General features: G+C 70.6%; 21 protein-coding genes. 15 read left to right on the top strand and 6 right to left on the bottom strand.

Annotation, left to right across the window (positions count from 1 at the left end; genetic code table 11):
* Positions 1 to 11 precede the first annotated feature (11 nt).
* The 7 genes from ybeY (at position 12) to era (ending at position 6,297) form a co-directional block, all read left to right on the top strand.
* Complete coding sequence (gene ybeY / locus N7925_RS25160; RefSeq protein WP_265601704.1) at positions 12 to 509, top strand: rRNA maturation RNase YbeY; 498 nt, start codon at positions 12 to 14, stop codon at positions 507 to 509.
* On the top strand, positions 506 to 1,804 hold the full coding sequence (locus N7925_RS25165) for a hemolysin family protein (RefSeq protein ID WP_265601705.1): 1,299 nt from the start codon (positions 506 to 508) through the stop codon (positions 1,802 to 1,804). The genes ybeY and N7925_RS25165 overlap by 4 nt, the downstream gene beginning before the upstream one ends.
* Positions 1,801 to 2,154 (top strand): MmcQ/YjbR family DNA-binding protein, encoded by a 354-nt coding sequence (locus N7925_RS25170; RefSeq protein WP_274345238.1) that lies wholly within the window; start codon positions 1,801 to 1,803, stop codon positions 2,152 to 2,154. Before N7925_RS25165 ends, N7925_RS25170 begins: the two co-directional genes overlap by 4 nt.
* Before the next feature lie 109 nt (positions 2,155 to 2,263).
* Entirely contained in the window at positions 2,264 to 2,617 is a 354-nt protein-coding gene (locus N7925_RS25175; protein ID WP_265601707.1) for a cytidine deaminase, read from the top strand.
* A 242-nt stretch (positions 2,618 to 2,859) separates the two neighbouring features.
* The gene (locus N7925_RS25180; protein ID WP_274345239.1) at positions 2,860 to 4,194 is read left to right on the top strand and encodes a beta-xylosidase; all 1,335 of its coding nucleotides are present in this window, start codon (positions 2,860 to 2,862) and stop codon (positions 4,192 to 4,194) included.
* A 100-nt stretch (positions 4,195 to 4,294) separates the two neighbouring features.
* Positions 4,295 to 5,239: a WxL protein peptidoglycan domain-containing protein gene (locus tag N7925_RS25185; RefSeq protein ID WP_274345240.1), complete on the top strand. Its 945-nt coding sequence runs from the start codon at positions 4,295 to 4,297 to the stop codon at positions 5,237 to 5,239.
* An 83-nt stretch (positions 5,240 to 5,322) separates the two neighbouring features.
* Positions 5,323 to 6,297 carry a GTPase Era gene (era, locus tag N7925_RS25190; RefSeq protein WP_265601710.1) on the top strand — a complete coding sequence of 325 codons (975 nt, stop codon included), beginning with the start codon at positions 5,323 to 5,325 and terminating at the stop codon, positions 6,295 to 6,297.
* Positions 6,298 to 6,376: 79 nt separating this feature from the next.
* Here era and N7925_RS25195 read toward each other — a convergent pair whose 3' ends face one another.
* Both N7925_RS25195 and N7925_RS25200 read right to left on the bottom strand, forming a co-directional pair.
* Positions 6,377 to 6,643 (bottom strand): protealysin inhibitor emfourin, encoded by a 267-nt coding sequence (locus N7925_RS25195; protein WP_274345241.1) that lies wholly within the window; start codon positions 6,641 to 6,643, stop codon positions 6,377 to 6,379.
* A 59-nt stretch (positions 6,644 to 6,702) separates the two neighbouring features.
* Positions 6,703 to 7,779, bottom strand: a complete 1,077-nt coding sequence (locus N7925_RS25200) for a M4 family metallopeptidase (RefSeq protein ID WP_265601712.1) — start codon at positions 7,777 to 7,779, stop codon at positions 6,703 to 6,705.
* 289 nt (positions 7,780 to 8,068) lie between these two features.
* On the opposite strand from N7925_RS25200, the gene leuA reads away from it, so the two are divergent.
* From leuA to N7925_RS25220, 4 genes are all read left to right on the top strand, one after another.
* On the top strand, positions 8,069 to 9,874 hold the full coding sequence (gene leuA / locus N7925_RS25205) for a 2-isopropylmalate synthase (protein ID WP_274345242.1): 1,806 nt from the start codon (positions 8,069 to 8,071) through the stop codon (positions 9,872 to 9,874).
* Between the two features lie 224 nt (positions 9,875 to 10,098).
* Positions 10,099 to 10,803, top strand: coding sequence for a TerB family tellurite resistance protein (locus N7925_RS25210; protein ID WP_265601714.1), 705 nt, complete (start codon positions 10,099 to 10,101; stop codon positions 10,801 to 10,803).
* Between the two features lie 67 nt (positions 10,804 to 10,870).
* Positions 10,871 to 11,617, top strand: a complete 747-nt coding sequence (gene recO / locus N7925_RS25215; protein ID WP_265601715.1) for a DNA repair protein RecO — start codon at positions 10,871 to 10,873, stop codon at positions 11,615 to 11,617.
* A 223-nt stretch (positions 11,618 to 11,840) separates the two neighbouring features.
* A complete protein-coding gene (locus tag N7925_RS25220; protein WP_265601716.1) occupies positions 11,841 to 12,695 on the top strand; it encodes an isoprenyl transferase in 855 nt (284 codons plus the stop codon).
* A 92-nt stretch (positions 12,696 to 12,787) separates the two neighbouring features.
* Here N7925_RS25220 and N7925_RS25225 read toward each other — a convergent pair whose 3' ends face one another.
* The 4 genes from N7925_RS25225 to N7925_RS25240 form a co-directional block, all read right to left on the bottom strand.
* The gene (locus tag N7925_RS25225; RefSeq protein ID WP_003969280.1) at positions 12,788 to 13,222 is read right to left on the bottom strand and encodes a Fur family transcriptional regulator; all 435 of its coding nucleotides are present in this window, start codon (positions 13,220 to 13,222) and stop codon (positions 12,788 to 12,790) included.
* A gap of 104 nt (positions 13,223 to 13,326) precedes the next feature.
* Positions 13,327 to 14,226: a metal ABC transporter permease gene (locus tag N7925_RS25230; RefSeq protein WP_265601717.1), complete on the bottom strand. Its 900-nt coding sequence runs from the start codon at positions 14,224 to 14,226 to the stop codon at positions 13,327 to 13,329.
* The gene (locus N7925_RS25235; protein WP_265601718.1) at positions 14,226 to 15,029 is read right to left on the bottom strand and encodes a metal ABC transporter ATP-binding protein; all 804 of its coding nucleotides are present in this window, start codon (positions 15,027 to 15,029) and stop codon (positions 14,226 to 14,228) included. Before N7925_RS25235 ends, N7925_RS25230 begins: the two co-directional genes overlap by 1 nt.
* 101 nt (positions 15,030 to 15,130) lie before the next feature.
* A complete protein-coding gene (locus N7925_RS25240) occupies positions 15,131 to 16,168 on the bottom strand; it encodes a metal ABC transporter substrate-binding protein (RefSeq protein WP_274345243.1) in 1,038 nt (345 codons plus the stop codon).
* A gap of 188 nt (positions 16,169 to 16,356) precedes the next feature.
* Between N7925_RS25240 and N7925_RS25245 the strand changes: the two genes are divergently transcribed.
* The 4 genes from N7925_RS25245 to N7925_RS25260 all read left to right on the top strand — a co-directional run bounded on the left by N7925_RS25245 (position 16,357) and on the right by N7925_RS25260 (position 19,624).
* A complete protein-coding gene (locus N7925_RS25245; RefSeq protein ID WP_265601720.1) occupies positions 16,357 to 17,739 on the top strand; it encodes a glycine--tRNA ligase in 1,383 nt (460 codons plus the stop codon).
* Between the two features lie 100 nt (positions 17,740 to 17,839).
* Positions 17,840 to 18,043: a hypothetical protein gene (locus N7925_RS25250; RefSeq protein WP_265601721.1), complete on the top strand. Its 204-nt coding sequence runs from the start codon at positions 17,840 to 17,842 to the stop codon at positions 18,041 to 18,043.
* Positions 18,044 to 18,268: 225 nt separating this feature from the next.
* A complete protein-coding gene (locus N7925_RS25255; protein ID WP_274345244.1) occupies positions 18,269 to 18,487 on the top strand; it encodes a DUF6243 family protein in 219 nt (72 codons plus the stop codon).
* A 255-nt stretch (positions 18,488 to 18,742) separates the two neighbouring features.
* Positions 18,743 to 19,624: an NAD(P)-dependent oxidoreductase gene (locus tag N7925_RS25260; RefSeq protein WP_274345245.1), complete on the top strand. Its 882-nt coding sequence runs from the start codon at positions 18,743 to 18,745 to the stop codon at positions 19,622 to 19,624.
* Positions 19,625 to 19,703 lie beyond the last annotated feature (79 nt).

The following is a 19,703-nucleotide window of genomic DNA, read 5'->3' on the forward strand; positions in this document are numbered from 1 at the left end:
CGCAGCGCACCATGTCGATCGACGTCAACAACGAGTCCGGAACCGAGGTCGACGAGCAGGCGATCCTCGACATCGCCCGCTACGCACTGGCCCGGATGCGGATCCACCCGCTGTCCGAGCTCTCGGTGATCGTGGTGGACACCGACGCCATGGAGCAGCTGCACATCCAGTGGATGGACCTCGCCGGTCCGACCGATGTCATGTCCTTCCCGATGGACGAGCTGCGTCCGCCGGCCAAGGACGACGAGGAGCCCCCGCAGGGGCTCCTCGGTGACATCGTGCTCTGCCCGGAGGTCGCGAAGAAGCAGGGCGAAGAGGCCCCGACGCAGCACTCCATGGACGAGGAGCTCCAGCTCCTGACCGTCCACGGAGTGCTGCACCTGCTGGGGTACGACCACGAGGAGCCGGACGAGAAGGCCGAGATGTTCGGTCTCCAGGCCGCCATCGTGGACGGCTGGCGCGGGGAGCACGGGCTCACCGGTGCGTCCCCCGCCCCCACCGTCTCGTGAGCGCGCCCCTGATCATCGGTGCCGTGCTGCTGGTCGTCGTCGGCTGGCTGGCCGCCTGCGCGGAGGCCGGTATCGCCCGCACCTCCAGCTTCCGGGCGGACGAGGCGGTCCGGTCCGGCCGGCGCGGCAGCGCGAAGCTGGCGCAGATCGCGGCCGACCCGACCCGCTATCTCAACGTCGCCCTGCTGGTGCGGGTCGCCTGTGAGATGTCGGCCGGGGTCCTCGTCACCTACGCCTGCCTCCAGGAGCTGCCCGAGACCTGGGAGGCGCTGGCCGTCGCGATGGGCGTGATGGTGCTCGTCAGCTACGTCGCCATCGGCGTCTCCCCGCGCACCATCGGCCGTCAGCACCCGCTGAACACGGCCACGGCATCCGCGTACGTCCTGGTGCCGCTGGCCAGGATCATGGGGCCGATCCCGCAGCTGCTGATCCTCGTCGGCAACGCGCTGACCCCCGGCAAGGGGTTCCGCAAGGGCCCGTTCGCCAGCGAGGCCGAGCTGCGCGCCATGGTCGACCTCGCCGAGGCGGAGTCGCTCATCGAGGACGACGAGCGCCGCATGGTGCACTCGGTCTTCGAGCTGGGCGACACCCTGGTCCGCGAGGTCATGGTGCCGCGCACCGACCTCGTCTCCATCGAGCGCTACAAGACGATCCGGCAGGCCCTCACGCTCGCCCTGCGCTCCGGCTTCTCCCGGATCCCGGTCACCGGCGAGAACGAGGACGACATCGTCGGGATCGTCTACCTCAAGGACCTGGTCCGCAAGACGCACATCAACCGCGAGTCCGAGGCCGACCCCGTCTCCACCGCGATGCGCCCCGCCGCCTTCGTCCCCGACACCAAGAACGCCGGGGACCTGCTGCGCGAGATGCAGCGGGACCGCAGCCACGTCGCGGTCGTCATCGACGAGTACGGCGGCACCGCGGGCATCGTCACCATCGAGGACATCCTGGAGGAGATCGTCGGGGAGATCACCGACGAGTACGACCGGGAGCTGCCGCCCGTCCAGGAGCTGGGGAACGGCTGCTACCGGGTCACCGCCCGGCTCGACATCGGGGACCTCGGCGACCTCTTCGGCCTCGACGAGTACGACGACGAGGACGTGGAGACCGTCGGCGGCCTGCTCGCCAAGGCGCTCGGCCGGGTCCCGATCGCCGGCGCGTCCGCGGCCGTCGAGCTGCCCGACGGCCGCAGGCTCCGGCTCACCGCGGAATCCCCCGCGGGCCGCCGGAACAAGATCGTCACCGTGCTCGTGGAGCCGGAGCACCAGGAGACCGAGGAGAAGGAAGCGGAATGACGCCGGAGCGGCTGCGGGCCTTCTGCCTGGAGTTCAACGCGAGCGTGGAGGAGTTCCCGTTCGGTCCGGAGATCTCCGTGTTCAAGGTCCTCGGCAAGATGTTCGCGCTCACCGCGCTGGACGGGCGGCCCCTCACCGTCAACCTCAAGTGCGATCCCGACGAGGCGATCCGGCTGCGCGAGACGCACCCCGCGATCGTGCCCGGCTGGCACATGAGCAAGCGCCACTGGAACACGGTCACCGTCTCCGGCGTCCCGGACCGGCTGCTGCGCGAGCTGGTCGAGGACTCCTACGACCTGGTGGTCGCCAAACTCCGGAAGGCGGAGCGGCTGCGGCTGGACCGCCCGTAGGGGACGCGCGTACGCGTACGGCGCCGGGGCGACCGGTCCGGGACAGCCGGACGCTCCCGGTGACCGGGGCGACCTGTGAGGGCCCCCGCCCGCTTCGTATGCTCGTGCCATGACCGACACCACGGAGCTCGACGCCGAGGACCGCAAGATCGTCACCCTGGCGCGCAGCGCCCGTGCCCGCAACGGGGTGCCCGAGGGCGCGGCCGTACGCGACGAGACGGGACGTACGTATGTCGCGGGCACGGTGGCGCTGGACTCGCTGAAGCTCAGCGCCCTGCAGACCGCCGTCGCCATGGCGGTGGCCAGCGGCGCCACCTCGCTGGAGGCGGCCGCGGTCGTCTCCGCCGCCGAGACGCCCTCCGACGACGACCGGGCCGCGGTGCGGGACCTCGGCGGACCGGACACCCCGGTGCTGCTCGCGGGCCCGGACGGCACGCTGCGGGTCCGCCTCACGGCGGGCTGAGCGGCCGTACGGCGGGACGAGCGACCGAGTGACGGCGGGGCGCCCAGGCCTCGGGACGGGCCGGCCTGCCCGAGCGGAGTGTTCTCGGCAGGCCGATCTTGACAGCATCTGATGGCCCATCAGTCACCGCGTTTCGTCTGCATTGACTTCTTTTTCGCCCGGGTCATCAATGGCCCCCTGCCGGTACGGAAGAGCCGCCGTACCGCTTTCCGCAGGAGGGCACCGAATTCATGCGACCGACCATGCGAAGATCCACCGAACCGCGGCGCCGCTGGGCCGCCGCCCTGGGCATCACCGCACTCGTCGTCACCGGGGGAGGACTGCTCGGGGGTCCCGCGCAGGCCGCCGCGACGGCCTCCGTCGCGGTGGACTTCCCCACCCACTGCATCCCGCCGCCCATCGCGGGCATCCCGCCCATCGACGGCACCACGACCGCGCAGATCACCGTCGACAACGCGACCCCGCAGGTCGGGGACACCGTCGCCGTGACCTACACCGTGGTCGTGCCCGCCGCGAGCAACCCGGTCGACCTGGCCCTGCCCGCCGACATCATGACGCCGACCGGGGAGGTCACCCTCGATGGCGCGCAGAGCGGCGACGTCACCGTCGCGGGGCCGAAGAAGAACCCCCCGGTCCCCGGTAAGGGCGCCTTCCCGTCGTTCTCCATGACGGGCACGTTCACCGTCACCGCGCCCGGCGCGATCACCCTGTCGCCCGGCGACTACAACATCCACACCAGCTACATCATGGAGCTGGACACTCCCTGCACGGTGACGGCCCCGCCCGCCCCCGTGTCGGAGACCGTCGTCGCCACCGGCGGCGGCCAGGTCAACGAACGTACCGTCCAGCTCTCGGCCGCCTCCGGGGCGGCGGGCGACGAGGTCACCGTCACCGGCACGAAGTTCACCCCGGGCGCGGGCATCACCGTGGCGGGCCGCGACGGCGGCGCGCAGACCGGGGACACCACCACGGCCACCGCCGACGGATCCGGGGCCTTCACCGCCCGGCTCGCCGTCAGCGACCCGGCCACCACCGGCATCGTCGCCTACGAGGGCGGCGCCTGGGACGCGGCGAAGGGCGCCGGACCGCTGGCGTACACCGTCATCGGGGGCGGCGAGATCCCGGACGGCAGCCAGCAGCTCACCACGACCGTCCGGGCGGGCACCCTGTCCATGACCCAGGCCGGCGACAGCGTCCAGCTGTCCGGGGTCGACTTCGGCCGGGGCGGCGCCTCCACCGGCGACCTGCGCACGGTGACCGTCGAGGACTTCCGCGGCGGTCCCGCGGGCTGGTCCCTCACCGGAAAGGTCACCGACTTCAAGGGCCCGGGCGGGGCGCGGATCAGCGCCGACGCCCTCGACTGGACCCCGTCCTGCGCCACGAAGCCCGGCAGCCCGAGCACCTGCGCGGCGGGCAGCGCCGGATCGGTCGGCAGCGCCGGGGCCACCCTGGCGTCAACACCCGACGGGGCGGCCACCGGAGGGGAGTTCACCGTCGACGCGGGGCTCTCCCTGGACGTGCCGGCCTTCACCGGGGCCGGTTCCTACGCGGGAGTGCTGACCCTCACGCTCACCTGAGGCACCGGCCCGCACCCGAGGCCCTCGGCCTCACCACCGTGGGCCGGGCGCGCACCCGGCCGGCCCACTCCACCCGGACGCGACCTGGGGGTCCCGTACCGTGCGCAAGCTCTCCGTGCTCCTCCTGACGGCTGCCCTGCTCCTCCTCGGCACGCCCGCCGCCCACCCGGCGGACAACGGCAGCTGGTCCGTCCGGCCGGCCTCCGGCCCGTCCGGCGAGCGCCCCTCCCTCTACCTCTTCGCCGCCCCCGGCAGCACGCTCACCGACCGGGTCACCGTCACCAACAAGACCGCGAAGCCGCTGACCCTGCGGCTGTACGCGGCCGACGCCTACAACACCCCGCGCGACGGCGGCTTCGCGGTCCGCGACCGGAGCGAGAAGCAGCGCTCCGTCGGCGCCTGGGCCCGCACCGACCGGGAGACCGTCACCGTGGGGCCCAAGGCCTCGGTCACCGTGCCCCTGACCATCACCGTCCCCGAAAACGCCGAGCCGGGCGACCATCCCGGCGCCCTGATCGCCCTGGACGAACGGGTCGAGGCCACCCGCCGCGGCGCCCTGGCCGTCGGGGTCCGCAGAGCCGTCGGCGCCCGGATCCACCTGCGGGTGAACGGGCCCACCGTTCCCGCGCTCTCCGTCGAGGACATCCGGATCGAGCAGGACCGCCCCCTGGTCCCGGGCACCGGCACGAGCCGCGCCGTCGTCTCGTACACCCTGCACAACCGGGGGAACGTCACCCTCGCCCCCGCCGTCGTCCTGCGCGCCGAGGGGCTCTTCGGCCGGACCCTGCTGCGGCGCGGCCTGACGGAGCTGCCCGCGGAGCTGCTGCCCCGCCAGCAGGTCCGGCTGACCGAGACCTGGGACGGGGCGCCGCAGCTGGACCGGGCCGAGGTCGAACTCACCGCCACCGCGAAGGGGACCCGGGAGTCGGCGGCCGTCACGTTCCTGGCCGTGCCGTGGCTCCTCGCCGGAGTGCTGGCCGTGCTCGTCGCCGCCGGAGGGACCCTGTGGGCACGGGCCCGCCGACGCCGTACCCGTACGGACTGAGACGCCGTACCCGTACGGACTGAGGCGGCCGTGACCGGTCTCGCGCGGCCCACTGTGCTCCGGCGCCGCCGGGATCGGGGAGAATGGTCGCCATGAGCGCTCGACCGAACCAAGAATCCGCTGCCGCGCAAGCGGAGACCACCTCCCCCCACCGGGCCGGCTTCGCCTGCTTCGTGGGCCGCCCCAACGCGGGCAAGTCCACCCTCACGAACGCTCTCGTCGGTCAGAAGGTGGCGATCACCTCGAACCGCCCCCAGACCACGCGGCACACGGTGCGCGGCATCGTGCACCGTGACGACGCGCAGCTGATCCTGGTCGACACCCCCGGCCTCCACAAGCCGCGCACCCTCCTGGGCGAGCGGCTCAACGACGTCGTGCGGACCACCTGGGCCGAGGTCGACGTCATCGGCTTCTGCCTGCCCGCCGACCAGAAGCTCGGCCCCGGCGACAAATACATCATCAAGGAGCTCGCGGGGATCAAGAAGACCCCCAAGATCGCCATCATCACCAAGACCGACCTGGTCGAGTCGAAGGCGCTGGCCGAACAGCTCATCGCCGTCTCCGCGCTGGCCGACGAGCTCGGCTTCGAGTGGGCCGAGATCATCCCGGTGTCGGCGGTCAAGGACCTGCAGGTCAGCCTGCTCGCCGATCTCATCGCCCCACTGCTCCCCGTGAGCCCGCCGCTCTATCCCGAGGGCGACCTCACCGACGAGCCGGAGATGGTCATGGTCGCGGAGCTGATCCGCGAGGCGGCGCTGGAGGGCGTACGCGACGAGCTGCCCCACTCCATCGCGGTCGTCGTCGAGGAAATGTTGCCGCGCACGGACCGCCCGGCGGACAAGCCGCTGCTGGACATCCACGCCAACGTCTACATCGAGCGCCCCAGCCAGAAGGGCATCATCATCGGCCCGAAGGGCCAGCGGCTGAAGGACGTCGGCACCAAGTCCCGCAAGCACATCGAGGCCCTCCTCGGCACGCCGGTCTTCCTGGACCTGCACGTGAAGGTCGCCAAGGACTGGCAGCGCGATCCCAAGCAGCTGCGGAAGCTGGGGTTCTAGCCGCGTCCGACAGTCGGGTTCCAGCGGCGTCCGACAGAGGGAGCCGGTCTCACGCGTCCTCCGCGGGAAGGTGCCGATCTCACGCGCCCTCCTTGAGGACGCGTGAGATCAGCGTGCGCTGGGCCCCGGTCAGATCGGGGTCAGCGCAGTACACGGTGCGGTCCCCGACGGTGATCTCGTACCGGAAGCCGTCCGGTACTCCCGTCGTCGGGGAGTCCCGCGCGGAGTCGAGCGCCTCCTCGGCGAGCGCGTGCCACTCCGCGGCGTCCGCCCGGCCCTCGGTGTCGACCCCATGGCGGCGGGCGATGCCGGCGAAGCCGCCGGTCCGGCTGACCTGAATACGCATGGGGTCCTGTCTATCGGGGGCCGCGCGGGCGTTCAACCCCGCCTCCTCGGCGGGCCGGGTCACGCCTTGGTCGGAACACCCACCTCCGACCAGGCCTTCAGGACCGCCTCCCGCTCGTCCGCCGCGCCGAAGCGGGCGCCCGCCGCCGCGACCGTCAGCCGGGCGAACTCCGCGAAGTCCGCGTTCGCCGTCAGCTCGCCGCCGGTCAGCACGTCGAACCAGATCTGCCCGGCACGCTCCCAGGAGTTGCCGCCCAGCGCGGTGGCCAGGAGGTGGAACGCGCGGTTGGGGATACCGGAGTTGAGGTGGACCCCGCCGTTGTCCTCCTCCGTCTCGATGTAGTCCGCCATGGAGCCCGGCTGCGGGTCCTTGCCGAGGACGTCGTCGTCGTACGCCGTGCCCGGGGCCTTCATCGAGCGCAGCGCGTCCCCGCTGACCCGGGGCGCCAGCAGTCCGGCCCCGATCAGCCAGTCGGCCTGCTCCGCGCTCTGGCCCAGCGAGTACTGCTTCACCAGCGAGCCGAAGACGTCGGACACCGACTCGTTGAGCGCGCCGGACTGGCCCTCGTAGCGCAGGTTGGCGGTGTGCTGCGTCAGGCCGTGGGCCAGCTCGTGGGCGATCACGTCGACCGCGACGGTGAAGTCGAGGAAGATCTCGCCGTCGCCGTCGCCGAAGACCATCTGCTCGCCGTCGAAGAACGCGTTGTTGTACTCCTCGCCGTAGTGCACGGAGCCGATCAGCGGCAGTCCCTTGCCGTCGATCGAGCTGCGCCCGTACGCCGAGAGCAGCAGCTCGAAGGTGGCGCCGAGGCCGGCGTACGCGCGGTTGACGCTGGCGTCGGAGGTGGGTTTGTCGCCCTCGTCGCGGACCTGGCGGCCGGGCAGGGTGGTGCCGTTCCGGCAGTCGTACAGGGTGCGGTGGGGCTTGGTGGGGACCGCGCCCGCGCCGGGGGTGCTCGGGACGGCGGCGAGGGCCGTCGTCCGGCGGCGGTCGCGGCGGAGGCCGTCGGCGGCCAGGGTGCGGCGGGCCGGATCGGCGAGCCGGGCGTCGGCGGACCGGGACAGGTGGTCGAGGACGTGGGGCGGAACGATGGTGCAGAAGACGGGGTGGAGATCGCCGTCGGTTCGAAGGTGCATAAAACGACTGTGGCACTCCGTCACGGCTCTGTCACCGGTTGCGACGATGATTGACGAAATGGAGTGATGAGTCACCGTTTACCCGTCATCGATGCCCGGTCCCGCATACTGATACGGACCGACACCACGGGCCACACTCGGTTACGCTCGTCGCATCATGCGTTTCGGGCTGCTTCTCCTTAGCTGCCGCGGCGAGGGCCTGTAGTCGTAGGCCGACCCCCTCCCCGCGGAGTCTGGTGCTGCAGCGACACAGTCGGCCGACCCCCGCTGGACCGAGGAGCCCTACGCCATGACCACCGTGAACCCTGCCGGTAACCCCGTGAATCCCGCCCGTGATTCCGTCGGACGCCCCACCCCGATCACCAACGCGACGCAGCTCCAGAAGCCGTCCGGGATGCCGGTCCACAAGTACCGCGGCTACGAGGCCGTGGACATCGCCGACCGCACCTGGCCCGACAACCGGATCACCGTCGCGCCCCGCTGGCTCTCCACGGACCTGCGCGACGGCAACCAGGCGCTGATCGACCCGATGTCCCCGGCGCGCAAGCGCGAGATGTTCGACCTGCTGGTCGCGATGGGCTACAAGGAGATCGAGGTCGGCTTCCCGTCCTCCGGCGAGACCGACTTCAACTTCGTCCGCTCCATCATCGAAGAGGGCGCGATCCCCGAGGACGTGACGATCTCCGTCCTGACGCAGGCCCGCGAGGAGCTGATCGAGCGCACCGTGGAGTCGCTGGTCGGCGCCCGCCGGGCCACCGTCCACCTGTACAACGCCACCGCCCCCACCTTCCGCCGCGTCGTCTTCCGCGGCTCGCGCGACGAGGTCAAGCAGATCGCGGTGGACGGCACCCGGCTGGTCATGGAGTACGCCGAGAAGATCCTGGGCCCGGAGACGACCTTCGGCTACCAGTACAGCCCGGAGATCTTCACCGACACCGAGCTGGACTTCGCCCTGGAGGTCTGCGAGGCCGTCTGCGACGTCTGGCAGCCGGAGGAGGGCCGCGAGATCATCCTCAACCTGCCCGCCACCGTGGAGCGTTCGACGCCCTCCACCCACGCGGACCGCTTCGAGTGGATGTCCCGCAACCTGACCCGCCGCGAGTTCGTCTGCCTGTCGGTCCACCCGCACAACGACCGGGGCACCGCCGTCGCCGCCGCCGAGCTGGCCATCATGGCCGGCGCCGACCGCATCGAGGGCTGCCTGTTCGGCCAGGGCGAGCGCACCGGCAACGTCGACCTGGTCACCCTGGGCATGAACCTCTTCTCCCAGGGCGTCGACCCGCAGATCGACTTCTCGCAGATCGACGAGATCCGCCGCACCAGCGAGTACTGCAACCAGATGGAGATCCACCCGCGCCACCCCTACGCGGGCGACCTGGTCTACACCGCCTTCTCCGGCTCCCACCAGGACGCCATCAAGAAGGGCTTCGACGCCCTGGAGCGGGACGCCGCCGTCCAGGGGAAGACGGTCGACGACATCGAGTGGGCCGTGCCGTACCTGCCGATCGACCCGAAGGACGTCGGCCGCTCCTACGAGGCCGTCATCCGGGTCAACTCGCAGTCCGGCAAGGGCGGTATCGCCTACGTCCTGAAGAACGACCACAAGCTGGACCTGCCGCGCCGGATGCAGATCGAGTTCTCCCGGATCATTCAGGCCAAGACCGACGCCGAGGGCGGCGAGGTCACCCCGGGCCAGATCTGGACCACCTTCCAGGACGAGTACCTGCCCAACGCGGAGAACGCTGTGGCTCGATGGGGCCGCGTCCAGCTGCGCTCCGGCCAGACCACCACCGACACCGACGGCCGGGACACCCTGACCGTCGAGGCCACCGTCGACGGCACGGACACCGTGCTGAGCGGCACGGGCAACGGCCCGATCTCCGCGTTCTTCGAGGCGCTGCAGGCCATCGGCATCGACGCCCGGCTGCTGGACTACACCGAGCACACGATGAGCGAGGGCGCCAGCGCCCAGGCCGCCTCGTACATCGAGTGCGCGATCGACGGCAAGGTCCTGTGGGGCATCGGCATCGACGCCAACACCACCCGCGCCTCGCTCAAGGCGGTCGTCTCCGCCGTCAACCGCGCGGCCCGCTGACCCGTCCGGCCCCTCCCGGGCCTTCGCGTACCCCTCCCCGTACGGACGTCCGATTCGACCCCGTACGACGGCAATGACGGACCCCGACCACCCGCCCCGGGTGGTCGGGGTTCGGCCATATCCGGGGGTTGTGACGTCCCAGAGGCTGACGCCGCATCGCACGTGTGGCTAACATCACGTCCAACACACGGCAATGTTGCCGGAGCGTTACGGAGGTGTGCGACGTGCGGTCAGCCAAAGGACAACGCGCTCTGAGGCCGGTCCTCTGCGGCGTTCGCACCATCTGGGACGCCGTCGGCGACGGCGCCTTCTTCTGCCCCGGCTGCGGCGGAGACCGCAACTACCGCCGGCTCACCGGCCGCCGCCGCCTCACCGTCCTCGGCGTCCCGCTGGTCGGCAGGGGCGAGACCGAGCCCGTCGTCGAGTGCGCCGCCTGCCTCACCCACTACGCCCCCGAGGCCCTGGACCACCCCACCACGACCCGGTTCTCGGCGATGCTCCGCGAGGCCGTCCACACCGTCACCCTGGCCGTCCTCGCCGCCGGGGGCGCCACCTCCCGCACGGTCCTGGACGCCGCCGTCGCCACCGTGCGCGACGCCGGGCTCGACGACTGCACCCAGGAGCAGCTGTTCACCGTCGCCGAGGTGCTGGCCGCCGACACCGGACGGGGCTCCGGTTCCGATCCGGCCGCCGAGGCCTGCGGCCCGACCCTCGCCATCGAGCTGCACGAGGTGCTGGCCCCGCTCGCCCCGCACCTGGCCACCGCCGGCCGCGAGTCCGTCCTCCTCCAGGGCGCCAGGATCGCGCTCGCCGACGGGCCCTACCGCACCGCCGAGCGCCAGGTCCTGACCACGGTCGGCAGCGCCCTCCAGCTCCCCGCCGACGACACCGCCCGCCTGCTGGCGGCAGCCGCCCGTACGCCCTCGTAGAGCCTCCCGGCCTCCCTCTGCCGCCGGCCCGCCACGGTCCGGACCCCGGGTGGGCGACAATGGACCCATGAGCTTGTTCCGGGACGACGGCGTCGTGCTGCGTACGCAGAAACTGGGCGAGGCCGACCGGATCATCACGATCCTGACCCGCGGCCACGGCCGGGTGCGGGCCGTCGCCCGCGGGGTGCGCCGCACCAAATCCAAGTTCGGCGCCCGCCTGGAGCCCTTCTCCCACGTCGACGTGCAGTTCTTCGCCCGCGGCAGCGAGCTGGTCGGCCGCGGGCTGCCGCTCTGCACCCAGAGCGAGACGATCGCCCCCTACGGCGGCGGGATCGTCGCCGACTACGCCCGCTACACGGCGGGCACCGCGATGCTGGAGACCGCCGAGCGGTTCACCGACCACGAGGGCGAACCGGCCGTCCAGCAGTATCTGCTGCTCGTCGGCGGCCTGCGCACCCTCGCCCGGGGCGAGCACGCCCCCCACCTGATCCTGGACGCGTTCCTGCTGCGCTCGCTCGCGGTCAACGGGTACGCACCCAGCTTCGAGGACTGCGCCAAGTGCGGAATGCCCGGACCGAACCGGTTCTTCTCCGTCGCGGCGGGGGGCGTCATATGCGGTGACTGCCGGGTGCCCGGCAGCGTCGTACCCTCGGCACAGGCCCTGGCCCTGCTGAGCGCGCTGCTCAGCGGCGACTGGGCGACGGCGGACGCGTGCGAGGCACGTCATGTCAGGGAGGGGAGCGGGCTGGTGTCCGCCTATCTGCACTGGCATCTGGAGCGCGGACTGCGCTCACTGCGGTACGTGGAGAAGTGACGCGGTGCGTCGGGCAGACGACGCGGTGCGTGGATAGGACCCACCGGCAATTGGGGGGTGGGAGAAGGAGCGGGGCTGGGTGCGTGCAGCTGCAAGGCGGAGGATTGAGGCATGGCGGAGCCATGGTGATTGACGACAACGCGGCAGATGTGCGTGCCCAGCCCCGTGACGCCGCCCCCCAATTGCCGGTGGGTCCAAGTGACACAGGGAGACTGAGAAGCTCATGGCAGTACGCGGGATCCTCGGCGGCCGTAACCGGCGCACGTACAAGACCCCCGAGCCGCACCCCACGGGCGCGACGCCTCCGAAGATCCCCGGCGAGCTGGTGCCCCAGCACGTTGCCGTCGTGATGGACGGCAACGGCCGCTGGGCCAAGGAGCGGGGCCTGCCGCGCACCGAGGGCCACAAGGTCGGTGAGGGCGTCGTCATGGACGTTCTCAAGGGCTGTATCGAGATGGGCGTGAAGAACCTCTCGCTCTACGCCTTCTCCACGGAGAACTGGAAGCGCTCGCCGGACGAGGTGAAGTTCCTGATGAACTTCAACCGCGACGTGATCCGCCGCCGCCGCGACGAGATGGACGAGCTCGGCATCCGCATCCGCTGGGTGGGCCGTATGCCCAAGCTGTGGAAGTCCGTCGTCCAGGAGCTCCAGGTCGCCCAGGAGCAGACCAAGGACAACGACAGGATGACGCTGTACTTCTGCGTCAACTACGGCGGCCGCGCCGAGATCGCGGACGCCGCGCAGCGCATCGCCCAGGACGTGGCGGCCGGGAGGCTCGACCCGTCCAAGGTCAACGAGAAGACGTTCGCGAAGTACACGTACTACCCGGACATGCCGGACGTGGACCTCTTCGTGCGCCCCAGCGGCGAGCAGCGGACCTCGAACTACCTGATCTGGCAGAGCGCGTACGCGGAGATGGTCTTCCAGGACGTTCTCTGGCCGGATTTCGACCGTCGGGACCTGTGGCGGGCCTGTCTGGAGTACGCCCAGCGCGACCGCCGCTTCGGCGGGGCGGAGGCGGTGGAGGCGGCGAAGGCCGCCAAGGCCGCTGAAGCCGCTGAGGCCGCCAAGAAGTGACGTGAAAGCGACGCGGAAAGTGACGTGAAAGAAGCGGGCCCGGGACGTGTACAACGCTCCGGGCCCGCTTCTTCTCGTCCGTGTTGCGCTCGTTACGCCTTGCTCGCGGCGCACTCCGCGCACGTGCCGAACACCTCGACGGTGTGCGCGACGTTCACATAGCCGTGCTGGGCGGCGATCATCTCGGCCCACTGCTCGACGGCCGGGCCCTCGACTTCCACCGCCTTGCCGCAGAGCCGGCAGACCAGATGGTGGTGGTGGTCACCGGTCGAGCACCGCCGGTAGACGGACTCGCCCTCGGCGGTGCGCAGGACGTCGACCTCACCCGCGTCGGCGAGGGACTGCAAGGTCCGGTAGACCGTCGTCAGGCCCACGGAGTCGCCGCGGTGCTTGAGGACGTCGTGCAGCTCCTGGGCGCTGCGGAACTCGTCGACCTCGTCGAGCGCCGCCGCCACCGCCGCCCGCTGCCGGGTGGACCGGCCGCGTACCGGCGCTGCGTTCGTGCCACTGATCGGCGCCGTGGCCACAGCTGCCTCCTCGTGTCGCCCGTACATGTGTCGGGCCATTGTGCCAGCCCGGCCGGGCGCCGCCGGCGAACACGTACGGTGCGACTCGGTCACCCGCGCCGCGGTCACACCCGTACGTCGTCCCTGTCCCGGCGGGCCCCCGGTACCTCAAGGGTGCACTCGGCCCCCTTCGCCTCGCTCGCCCGGGCCCGGCGTCTCGCGAGCGGAGCGGCGAGCGCGGTCAGCGCCACGAACACCGCGATGGCCAGCAGCACGATCGTCGCGCCCGGCGGAACGTCCTGGTAGTACGAGGTCACGGTGCCGGTGAGGGTCACGGTCGTGCCGATCACCACGGCCAGCACGAACGTGACCTTGAAGGACTTGGTGATCTGCTGCGCCGCCGCCACGGGCACCACCATCAGCGCGCTGACCAGCAGCAGGCCGACGACCCGCATCGCGACGGTCACGGTCACGGCGGCGGTCACCGCGATCAGCAGGTTCAGCACCCGCACCGGCAGCCCGGACACCCGGGCGAACTCCTCGTCCTGGCTGACGGCGAACAGCTGCCGCCGCAGCCCCACCGTGACCAGCACCACGAAGGCGGCCAGTACGCAGATCGCGATGACGTCCGACTCGGAGACCGTGGCCAGTGAGCCGAAGAGGTACGAGGTCAGGTTGGCGTTGGAACCCGTGTCGGACAGGTTGATCAGCATGACGCCGCCCGCCATGCCGCCGTAGAACAGCATCGCCAGGGCGAGGTCGCCGCGCGTGTGTCCGTACCAGCGGATCAGCTCCATCACGACCGCGCCGGCCACCGCTACGGCGGTGGCCATCCAGACCGGGCTGGTGGAGAGCAGGAAGCCGAGGCCGACGCCGGTCATCGCGATGTGCCCGATGCCGTCGCCCATCAGGGCCTGTCGGCGCTGCACCAGGTAGATGCCGATGGCGGGCGCGGTGATGCCGACCAGGACGGCCGCGAGAAGCGCCCGCTGCATGAAGGGAGGATTCAGGAATTCCAGCATCATCAGGTCAGCAGTCCCGTCCGGACGGGCTCGGCGGCCGCGTGGGGGTGTACGTGGTCGTGGCCGGGCAGCGCGTGCTGGCCGAGCGCCTCGGGCGGCGGCCCGTCGTGGGTCACGCAGCCGTCGCGCAGGACGACGGCCCGGTCGATCAGGGGCTCCAGCGGGCCCAGCTCGTGCAGCACGAGCAGCACGGAGGTGCCCAGCGCCACCTGCTTGCGCAGGGTCGAGGCGAGGATCTCCTGGCTGGCCAGGTCGACCCCGGCCATCGGCTCGTCCATGATCAGCAGCTCCGGCTCGGCGGCCAGGGCGCGGGCGATCAGGACCCGCTGGTGCTGGCCCCCGGACAGCGCGCTCACGGAGTCCTTGGCGCGGTCGGCGAGGCCCACCAGCGCGATGGCCCGGTCCACGGCCGCCCGGTCGGCCTTCCCGGGCCACCGAAGCCCCGTACGGGACAGCCGGCCGGAGGCGACGACCTCGCGGATCGTGGCGGGCACGCCGCCCGCGGCCGTGGTGCGCTGCGGGACGTAGCCGATCCGGCCCCACCGGCGGAAACGGCGCAGCTCGGTGCCGAACAGCTCGACGGTGCCGCCGGTCAGCGGGACCTGCCCGATGACGGACCGTACGGCGGTGGACTTGCCGGAACCGTTGGCGCCCAGCAGCGCGACGACCTCGCCGCGGTGCACGGTCAGGTCCACCCCGCGCAGCACGGGGCGTGCGCCGAGGGTGGCCGAGGCGCCGCGCAGGGCGATGACGGGCTCGTGGGCGGTGGCCACGGGCTCGTGGGTGGTGCTCTCACGCTCCGGCATGAGCGCCTCCGATCCGGGGGTGGTGCGGGTCCGCGGGGTGGTGCGGGTTCACGGGGTGGTGCGGGTTCACGGGGTGGTGCGGGTTGACCGGGTGATGCGGGTCACTTCGCGCCGAGTGCCTTCTGCAGCGCGGCGAGGTTGGACTCCATGACCTCGATGTAGTCAGCGCCCTGGGACTTGTCCGTGATTCCCTCCAGCGGATCCAGGACGCCGGTCTTGAGGCCGGTGTCCTTCGCGAGGGTCTTGGCGGTCCTGTCGCTGGCGAGCGTCTCGAAGAAGACCGTGGTGGCCTTGTCCTTCTCCGCGATGGTGTGGATCTCCTGGATCCGGGCGGGGCTCGGCTCGGCCTCGGGGTCGATGCCCGCGATGCCCTGCTGGGTGAGCCCGTAGCGCTCGGCGAGGTAGCCGAAGGCGGAGTGGGTGGTGATGAACGTCTTGGTGGAGGTGTTCTTCAGCCCGGTCTCGTACGCCGTGTTCAGCTCGCCCAGCTCGGCGACGAGGGCGTCGGTGTTCTTCTTGTAGTCGGCGGCGTGGTCGGGGTCGGCCTTCTCCAGCGACTTGCCGACGCCCTTGGCGACCTCGGCGTACTTCACCGGGTCCAGCCAGATGTGCGGGTCGGCGCCGCCCTCCTCGCCGTGGTTGTGGCCGTCGCCCTCGGAGTGCTCAGCATGCTCCTCGGGGGCCTCTTCCTCGTGGCCGTGCCCTTCTTCGCCCTCGTGTTCGCCTTCGTGGCCGTGGTCGTGGCCGCTGACCTCGGAGCCGTGGTTCTCCAGGGTGGTGAGGGTCGCGGCGTCGACGGTGTTCTTCACACCGGACTGCTTGATCGCGTCGTCCACGGCCGGCTGGATGCCCTTGAGGTACAGCACGTAGTCGGACTCGCTGATGGAGCCGATCTGGCGGGGGGTGAGCTCCAGGTCGTGCGGCTCGACGCCCGGCTTGGTGAGGCTGGTGACCGCGACGTGCTCGCCGCCGATCTTCTCGGCCAGGAACTGCATCGGGTAGAACGACGCCGTCACCTTCAGCTTGTCGCCGTTGCCCCCGTCCGCTGCGTCGGAGGTGGAGCAGGCCGAGAGAGCGGTCAGGCCGAGGGCGACTGCTCCGGCGACGGCGGTGGTGGGTATGAGGCGGCGTACGTTCATGACAGTCATTTTCAACTAAAGTGGAAACGATTGTCAACAAGGCTGATGAGATGCCCGGAAGGTCACATAGGAGCACCGCGAAGATCACCGGGAACATCCTTCACGTCCCACCGATTTGATCCCAGGGGTGCGCCCGCCGGTAATCTGAAGCATTCGCCGTTCGTCACCGTCGTAATGAAGAGAGCACCGTGGCCGCCGACAAGATCGACACCATCGTCAGCCTGAGCAAGCGCCGTGGCTTCGTCTACCCCTGCAGTGAGATCTACGGTGGCCAGAAGGCCGCCTGGGACTACGGACCGCTGGGCGTCGAGATGAAGGAGAACCTGAAGCGCCAGTGGTGGCGCTACATGGTCACCGCGCGCGAGGACGTGGTCGGTATCGACTCGTCGGTCATCCTGGCCCCGGACGTCTGGGTCGCCTCGGGCCACGTCGCCACCTTCTCGGACCCGCTCACCGAGTGCACCTCCTGTCACAAGCGCTACCGCGCCGACCACCTGGAGGAGGCGTACGAGGAGAAGCACGGCAAGCCGCCGGTCAACGGCCTCGCCGACCTCAACTGCCCCAACTGCGGCAACAAGGGCACCTTCACCGAGCCCAAGCAGTTCTCGGGTCTGCTCTCCACCCACCTCGGCCCGACCCAGGACTCCGGCTCGGTCGCCTACCTGCGCCCCGAGACCGCCCAGGGCATCTTCACCAACTTCGGCCAGGTGCTCCAGACCTCGCGCAAGAAGCCGCCGTTCGGCATCGCGCAGATGGGCAAGTCCTTCCGGAACGAGATCACTCCGGGCAACTTCATCTTCCGGACCCGTGAGTTCGAGCAGATGGAGATGGAGTTCTTCGTCAAGCCGGGCGAGGACGAGGAGTGGCAGCAGTACTGGATGGACCAGCGCTGGAACTGGTACACGGACCTCGGCATGCGCGAGGAGAACATGCGCTGGTTCGAGCACCCGAAGGAGAAGCTCTCCCACTACTCCAAGCGCACCGCCGACATCGAGTACCGCTTCCGCTTCGGCGGCAGCGAGTGGGGCGAGCTGGAGGGCGTGGCCAACCGCACCGACTACGACCTCAAGGCGCACTCCGAGGCGTCGGGCACCGACCTCCAGTTCTACGACCAGGAGGCCAACGAGCGCTGGACGCCGTACGTCATCGAGCCCGCGGCCGGTGTCGGCCGCGCGATGCTGGCGTTCCTCCTGGACGCCTATGTCGAGGACGAGGCCCCCAACGCCAAGGGCGTCATGGAGAAGCGCACCGTCATGCGCCTCGACCACCGCCTGGCCCCGGTCAAGGTCGCGGTCCTGCCGCTCTCCCGCAACCCGCAGCTCTCGCCGAAGGCCAAGGGCCTGGCGGCCGACCTGCGCAAGAACTGGAACATCGAGTTCGACGACGCCGGCGCCATCGGCCGCCGCTACCGCCGTCAGGACGAGATCGGCACCCCGTTCTGCGTCACCGTCGACTTCGACACCCTCGACGACAACGCGGTGACCGTGCGCGAGCGCGACACCATGAAGCAGGAGCGCGTCTCCCTGGACCAGATCCAGGCGTACCTCGGCGCCCGTCTGATCGGCTGCTGACACCCGCACATGTGCGTGAGACCCTCGGTTCCGGGTACGGGACCGGGGGTTTCGTCGTACGGTCCACCGGAGCCCCCGCCGCCGTTCCGGGAGGTACGCGATGACGTCCAGCACCACCAGCAAGGTCAGCAGATGGGACCAGCACGGACGTGAACACGTCGTGCAGGTAAGGAAGTCGAGCGTGACGCGCCAGCTGACGTGCTCCACCTGCGCGTGGCAACGCCCGGCGCAGTTCCTGCCCTGGCTGAAGGCCGAGGAGCACCTGGCCGAGGCGCATCAGGCGACGGTCGACCCGACGGCCTGAGACCTGGGCCTCTCGTTCGGGTCCGGTCGGGTGGGGTCGGGGTGCGGCCCCGGGCGGCCGGAAAACCTGGTGCGGGGCGCTTCCGGGGCGAGGTACGGTTTCCGCATGTCTTCGTTCTTCCAGATCTACGAGTGAGAGCGCGACGGGTCGCAGCACCCGTCGCCCACCGGATCGATCTCGATCGTCCGATTACTCCGACCTCACCTTCACGAATGGGAGAACGCCGTGGCCAAGAGCCGCAACAACCTCCTCGGCGTCGGCGGACAGCGCAAGAAGCTGTCCCGCGCCGAACAGCAGGGCGCGGGTTCCGCGCGAGGCGCCGACCGCAAGGCCGCCGAGGACAAGAAGCAGGAGCTGGTGCGCAAGATGCGCGAGCGCGCCGAGGCCCAGGCGGCCACCGCCGCCGCCGAGCCCGGCGAGCAGGACACTTCCGCGCAGAGCTGATGGCCGAGCGCTACCTGAGCGCCGGCTGAGCACGTCCCGTACGACCGTAGGCCCGGATCATCCGTGATCCGGGCCTACGCGCGTACCGAAGAGCGTGCGAAGCGGGAGGGAGGACCCGCGCAGCCGCTGATCCGCTGATCTGCGCGCAGTCCCACCGTGGCGATCTATTGAGTAGAGCGTTCGTTTTAGAACGTGCTACCTTCTCGCTGCGCGCTAAATAGAGCGCTCGTTTTAGCGAGGGGTGGAGATCTCATCATGAGCAGCACCAAGCAGTCGGTCACCGTCATCGGCCTCGGCCCCATGGGGCAGGCCATGGTCGCCGCCTTTCTCGACCGCGGATACGGCGTCACCGTCTGGAACCGCACCGCGTCGCGCGCGGACGCCCTGGTCGCCCGTGGGGCGGTGCTCGCGCCGAACGTGAAGGAGGCCCTCGCCTCCAACGAGCTGGTGATCCTCAGCCTCACGGACTACGACGCCATGTACGCCACGCTCGAGCCCGCCTCGGCCGCACTGGCCGGACGGACCCTGGTGAACCTCAGCTCGGACACACCGGAAAGGGCCCGGACCGCGGCCCGTTGGGCATCCGAGCGGGGCGCTGTCCAGTTGACCGGCGGCGTGACCGTGCCGCCCTCCGGGATCGGGCAGGCCGAGTCCTCGACCTTCTACAGCGGCCCGCGTCAGGTCTTCGACCAGCACAGGCCCGCGCTCGAAGTCATCACGGGGCGGACCGATCACCGGGGAGAGGACCCCGGACTTGCCGCACTCATGTACCAGATCGGCATGGTCATGTTCTGGACGTCCATGCTGAGCTACTGGCAGGCCATCGCCCTCGCCAACGCCAACGGCCTGACTTCGGCGGACATCCTGCCGCACGCCGTGGAGACCGCGAACTCACTGCCGGGATTTTTCTCCTTCTACTCCGAACGCATCGACGCCGGCCGGCACATGGGCGACGTGGACCGCCTGGCCATGGGCATGGCCAGCGTCGAGCACGTCCTGCACACCAATGCCGACGCGGGCGTCGACACCGCCCTTCCGGCCGCGGTCGCCGCCCTCTTCCGGCGCGGCATGGACGCCGACCACGCCGCGGACAGCTTCTCCTCTCTGGTGCAGCTGATGACGAAGGCCGAGGCGTAACCGCCCCGGCCCAACGAGCGTCCTCGGCCCGGCCGCAGGGTCACGCCGGCCCCGGACAGCAGCTCCGGCACCGTTCTCT

The sequence above is a fragment of the Streptomyces sp. CA-278952 genome, from assembly GCF_028747205.1.
GTDB lineage: Bacteria > Actinomycetota > Actinomycetes > Streptomycetales > Streptomycetaceae > Streptomyces.

Bases quoted from the DNA above. Each gene is read 5' to 3' on its own strand.
- ybeY (WP_265601704.1), top strand. From the start codon at position 12: ATGTCGATCGACGTCAACAACGAGTCCGGAACCGAGGTCGACGAGCAG.
- N7925_RS25170 (WP_274345238.1), top strand. From the start codon at position 1,801: ATGACGCCGGAGCGGCTGCGGGCCTTCTGCCTGGAGTTCAACGCGAGC.
- N7925_RS25175 (WP_265601707.1), top strand. From the start codon at position 2,264: ATGACCGACACCACGGAGCTCGACGCCGAGGACCGCAAGATCGTCACC.
- N7925_RS25180 (WP_274345239.1), top strand. From the start codon at position 2,860: ATGCGAAGATCCACCGAACCGCGGCGCCGCTGGGCCGCCGCCCTGGGC.
- era (WP_265601710.1), top strand. From the start codon at position 5,323: ATGGTCGCCATGAGCGCTCGACCGAACCAAGAATCCGCTGCCGCGCAA.
- N7925_RS25195 (WP_274345241.1), bottom strand. From the start codon at position 6,643: ATGCGTATTCAGGTCAGCCGGACCGGCGGCTTCGCCGGCATCGCCCGC.
- N7925_RS25200 (WP_265601712.1), bottom strand. From the start codon at position 7,779: ATGCACCTTCGAACCGACGGCGATCTCCACCCCGTCTTCTGCACCATC.
- leuA (WP_274345242.1), top strand. From the start codon at position 8,069: ATGACCACCGTGAACCCTGCCGGTAACCCCGTGAATCCCGCCCGTGAT.
- recO (WP_265601715.1), top strand. From the start codon at position 10,871: ATGAGCTTGTTCCGGGACGACGGCGTCGTGCTGCGTACGCAGAAACTG.
- N7925_RS25220 (WP_265601716.1), top strand. From the start codon at position 11,841: ATGGCAGTACGCGGGATCCTCGGCGGCCGTAACCGGCGCACGTACAAG.
- N7925_RS25230 (WP_265601717.1), bottom strand. From the start codon at position 14,226: ATGATGCTGGAATTCCTGAATCCTCCCTTCATGCAGCGGGCGCTTCTC.
- N7925_RS25235 (WP_265601718.1), bottom strand. From the start codon at position 15,029: ATGCCGGAGCGTGAGAGCACCACCCACGAGCCCGTGGCCACCGCCCAC.
- N7925_RS25240 (WP_274345243.1), bottom strand. From the start codon at position 16,168: ATGAACGTACGCCGCCTCATACCCACCACCGCCGTCGCCGGAGCAGTC.
- N7925_RS25250 (WP_265601721.1), top strand. From the start codon at position 17,840: ATGACGTCCAGCACCACCAGCAAGGTCAGCAGATGGGACCAGCACGGA.
- N7925_RS25260 (WP_274345245.1), top strand. From the start codon at position 18,743: ATGAGCAGCACCAAGCAGTCGGTCACCGTCATCGGCCTCGGCCCCATG.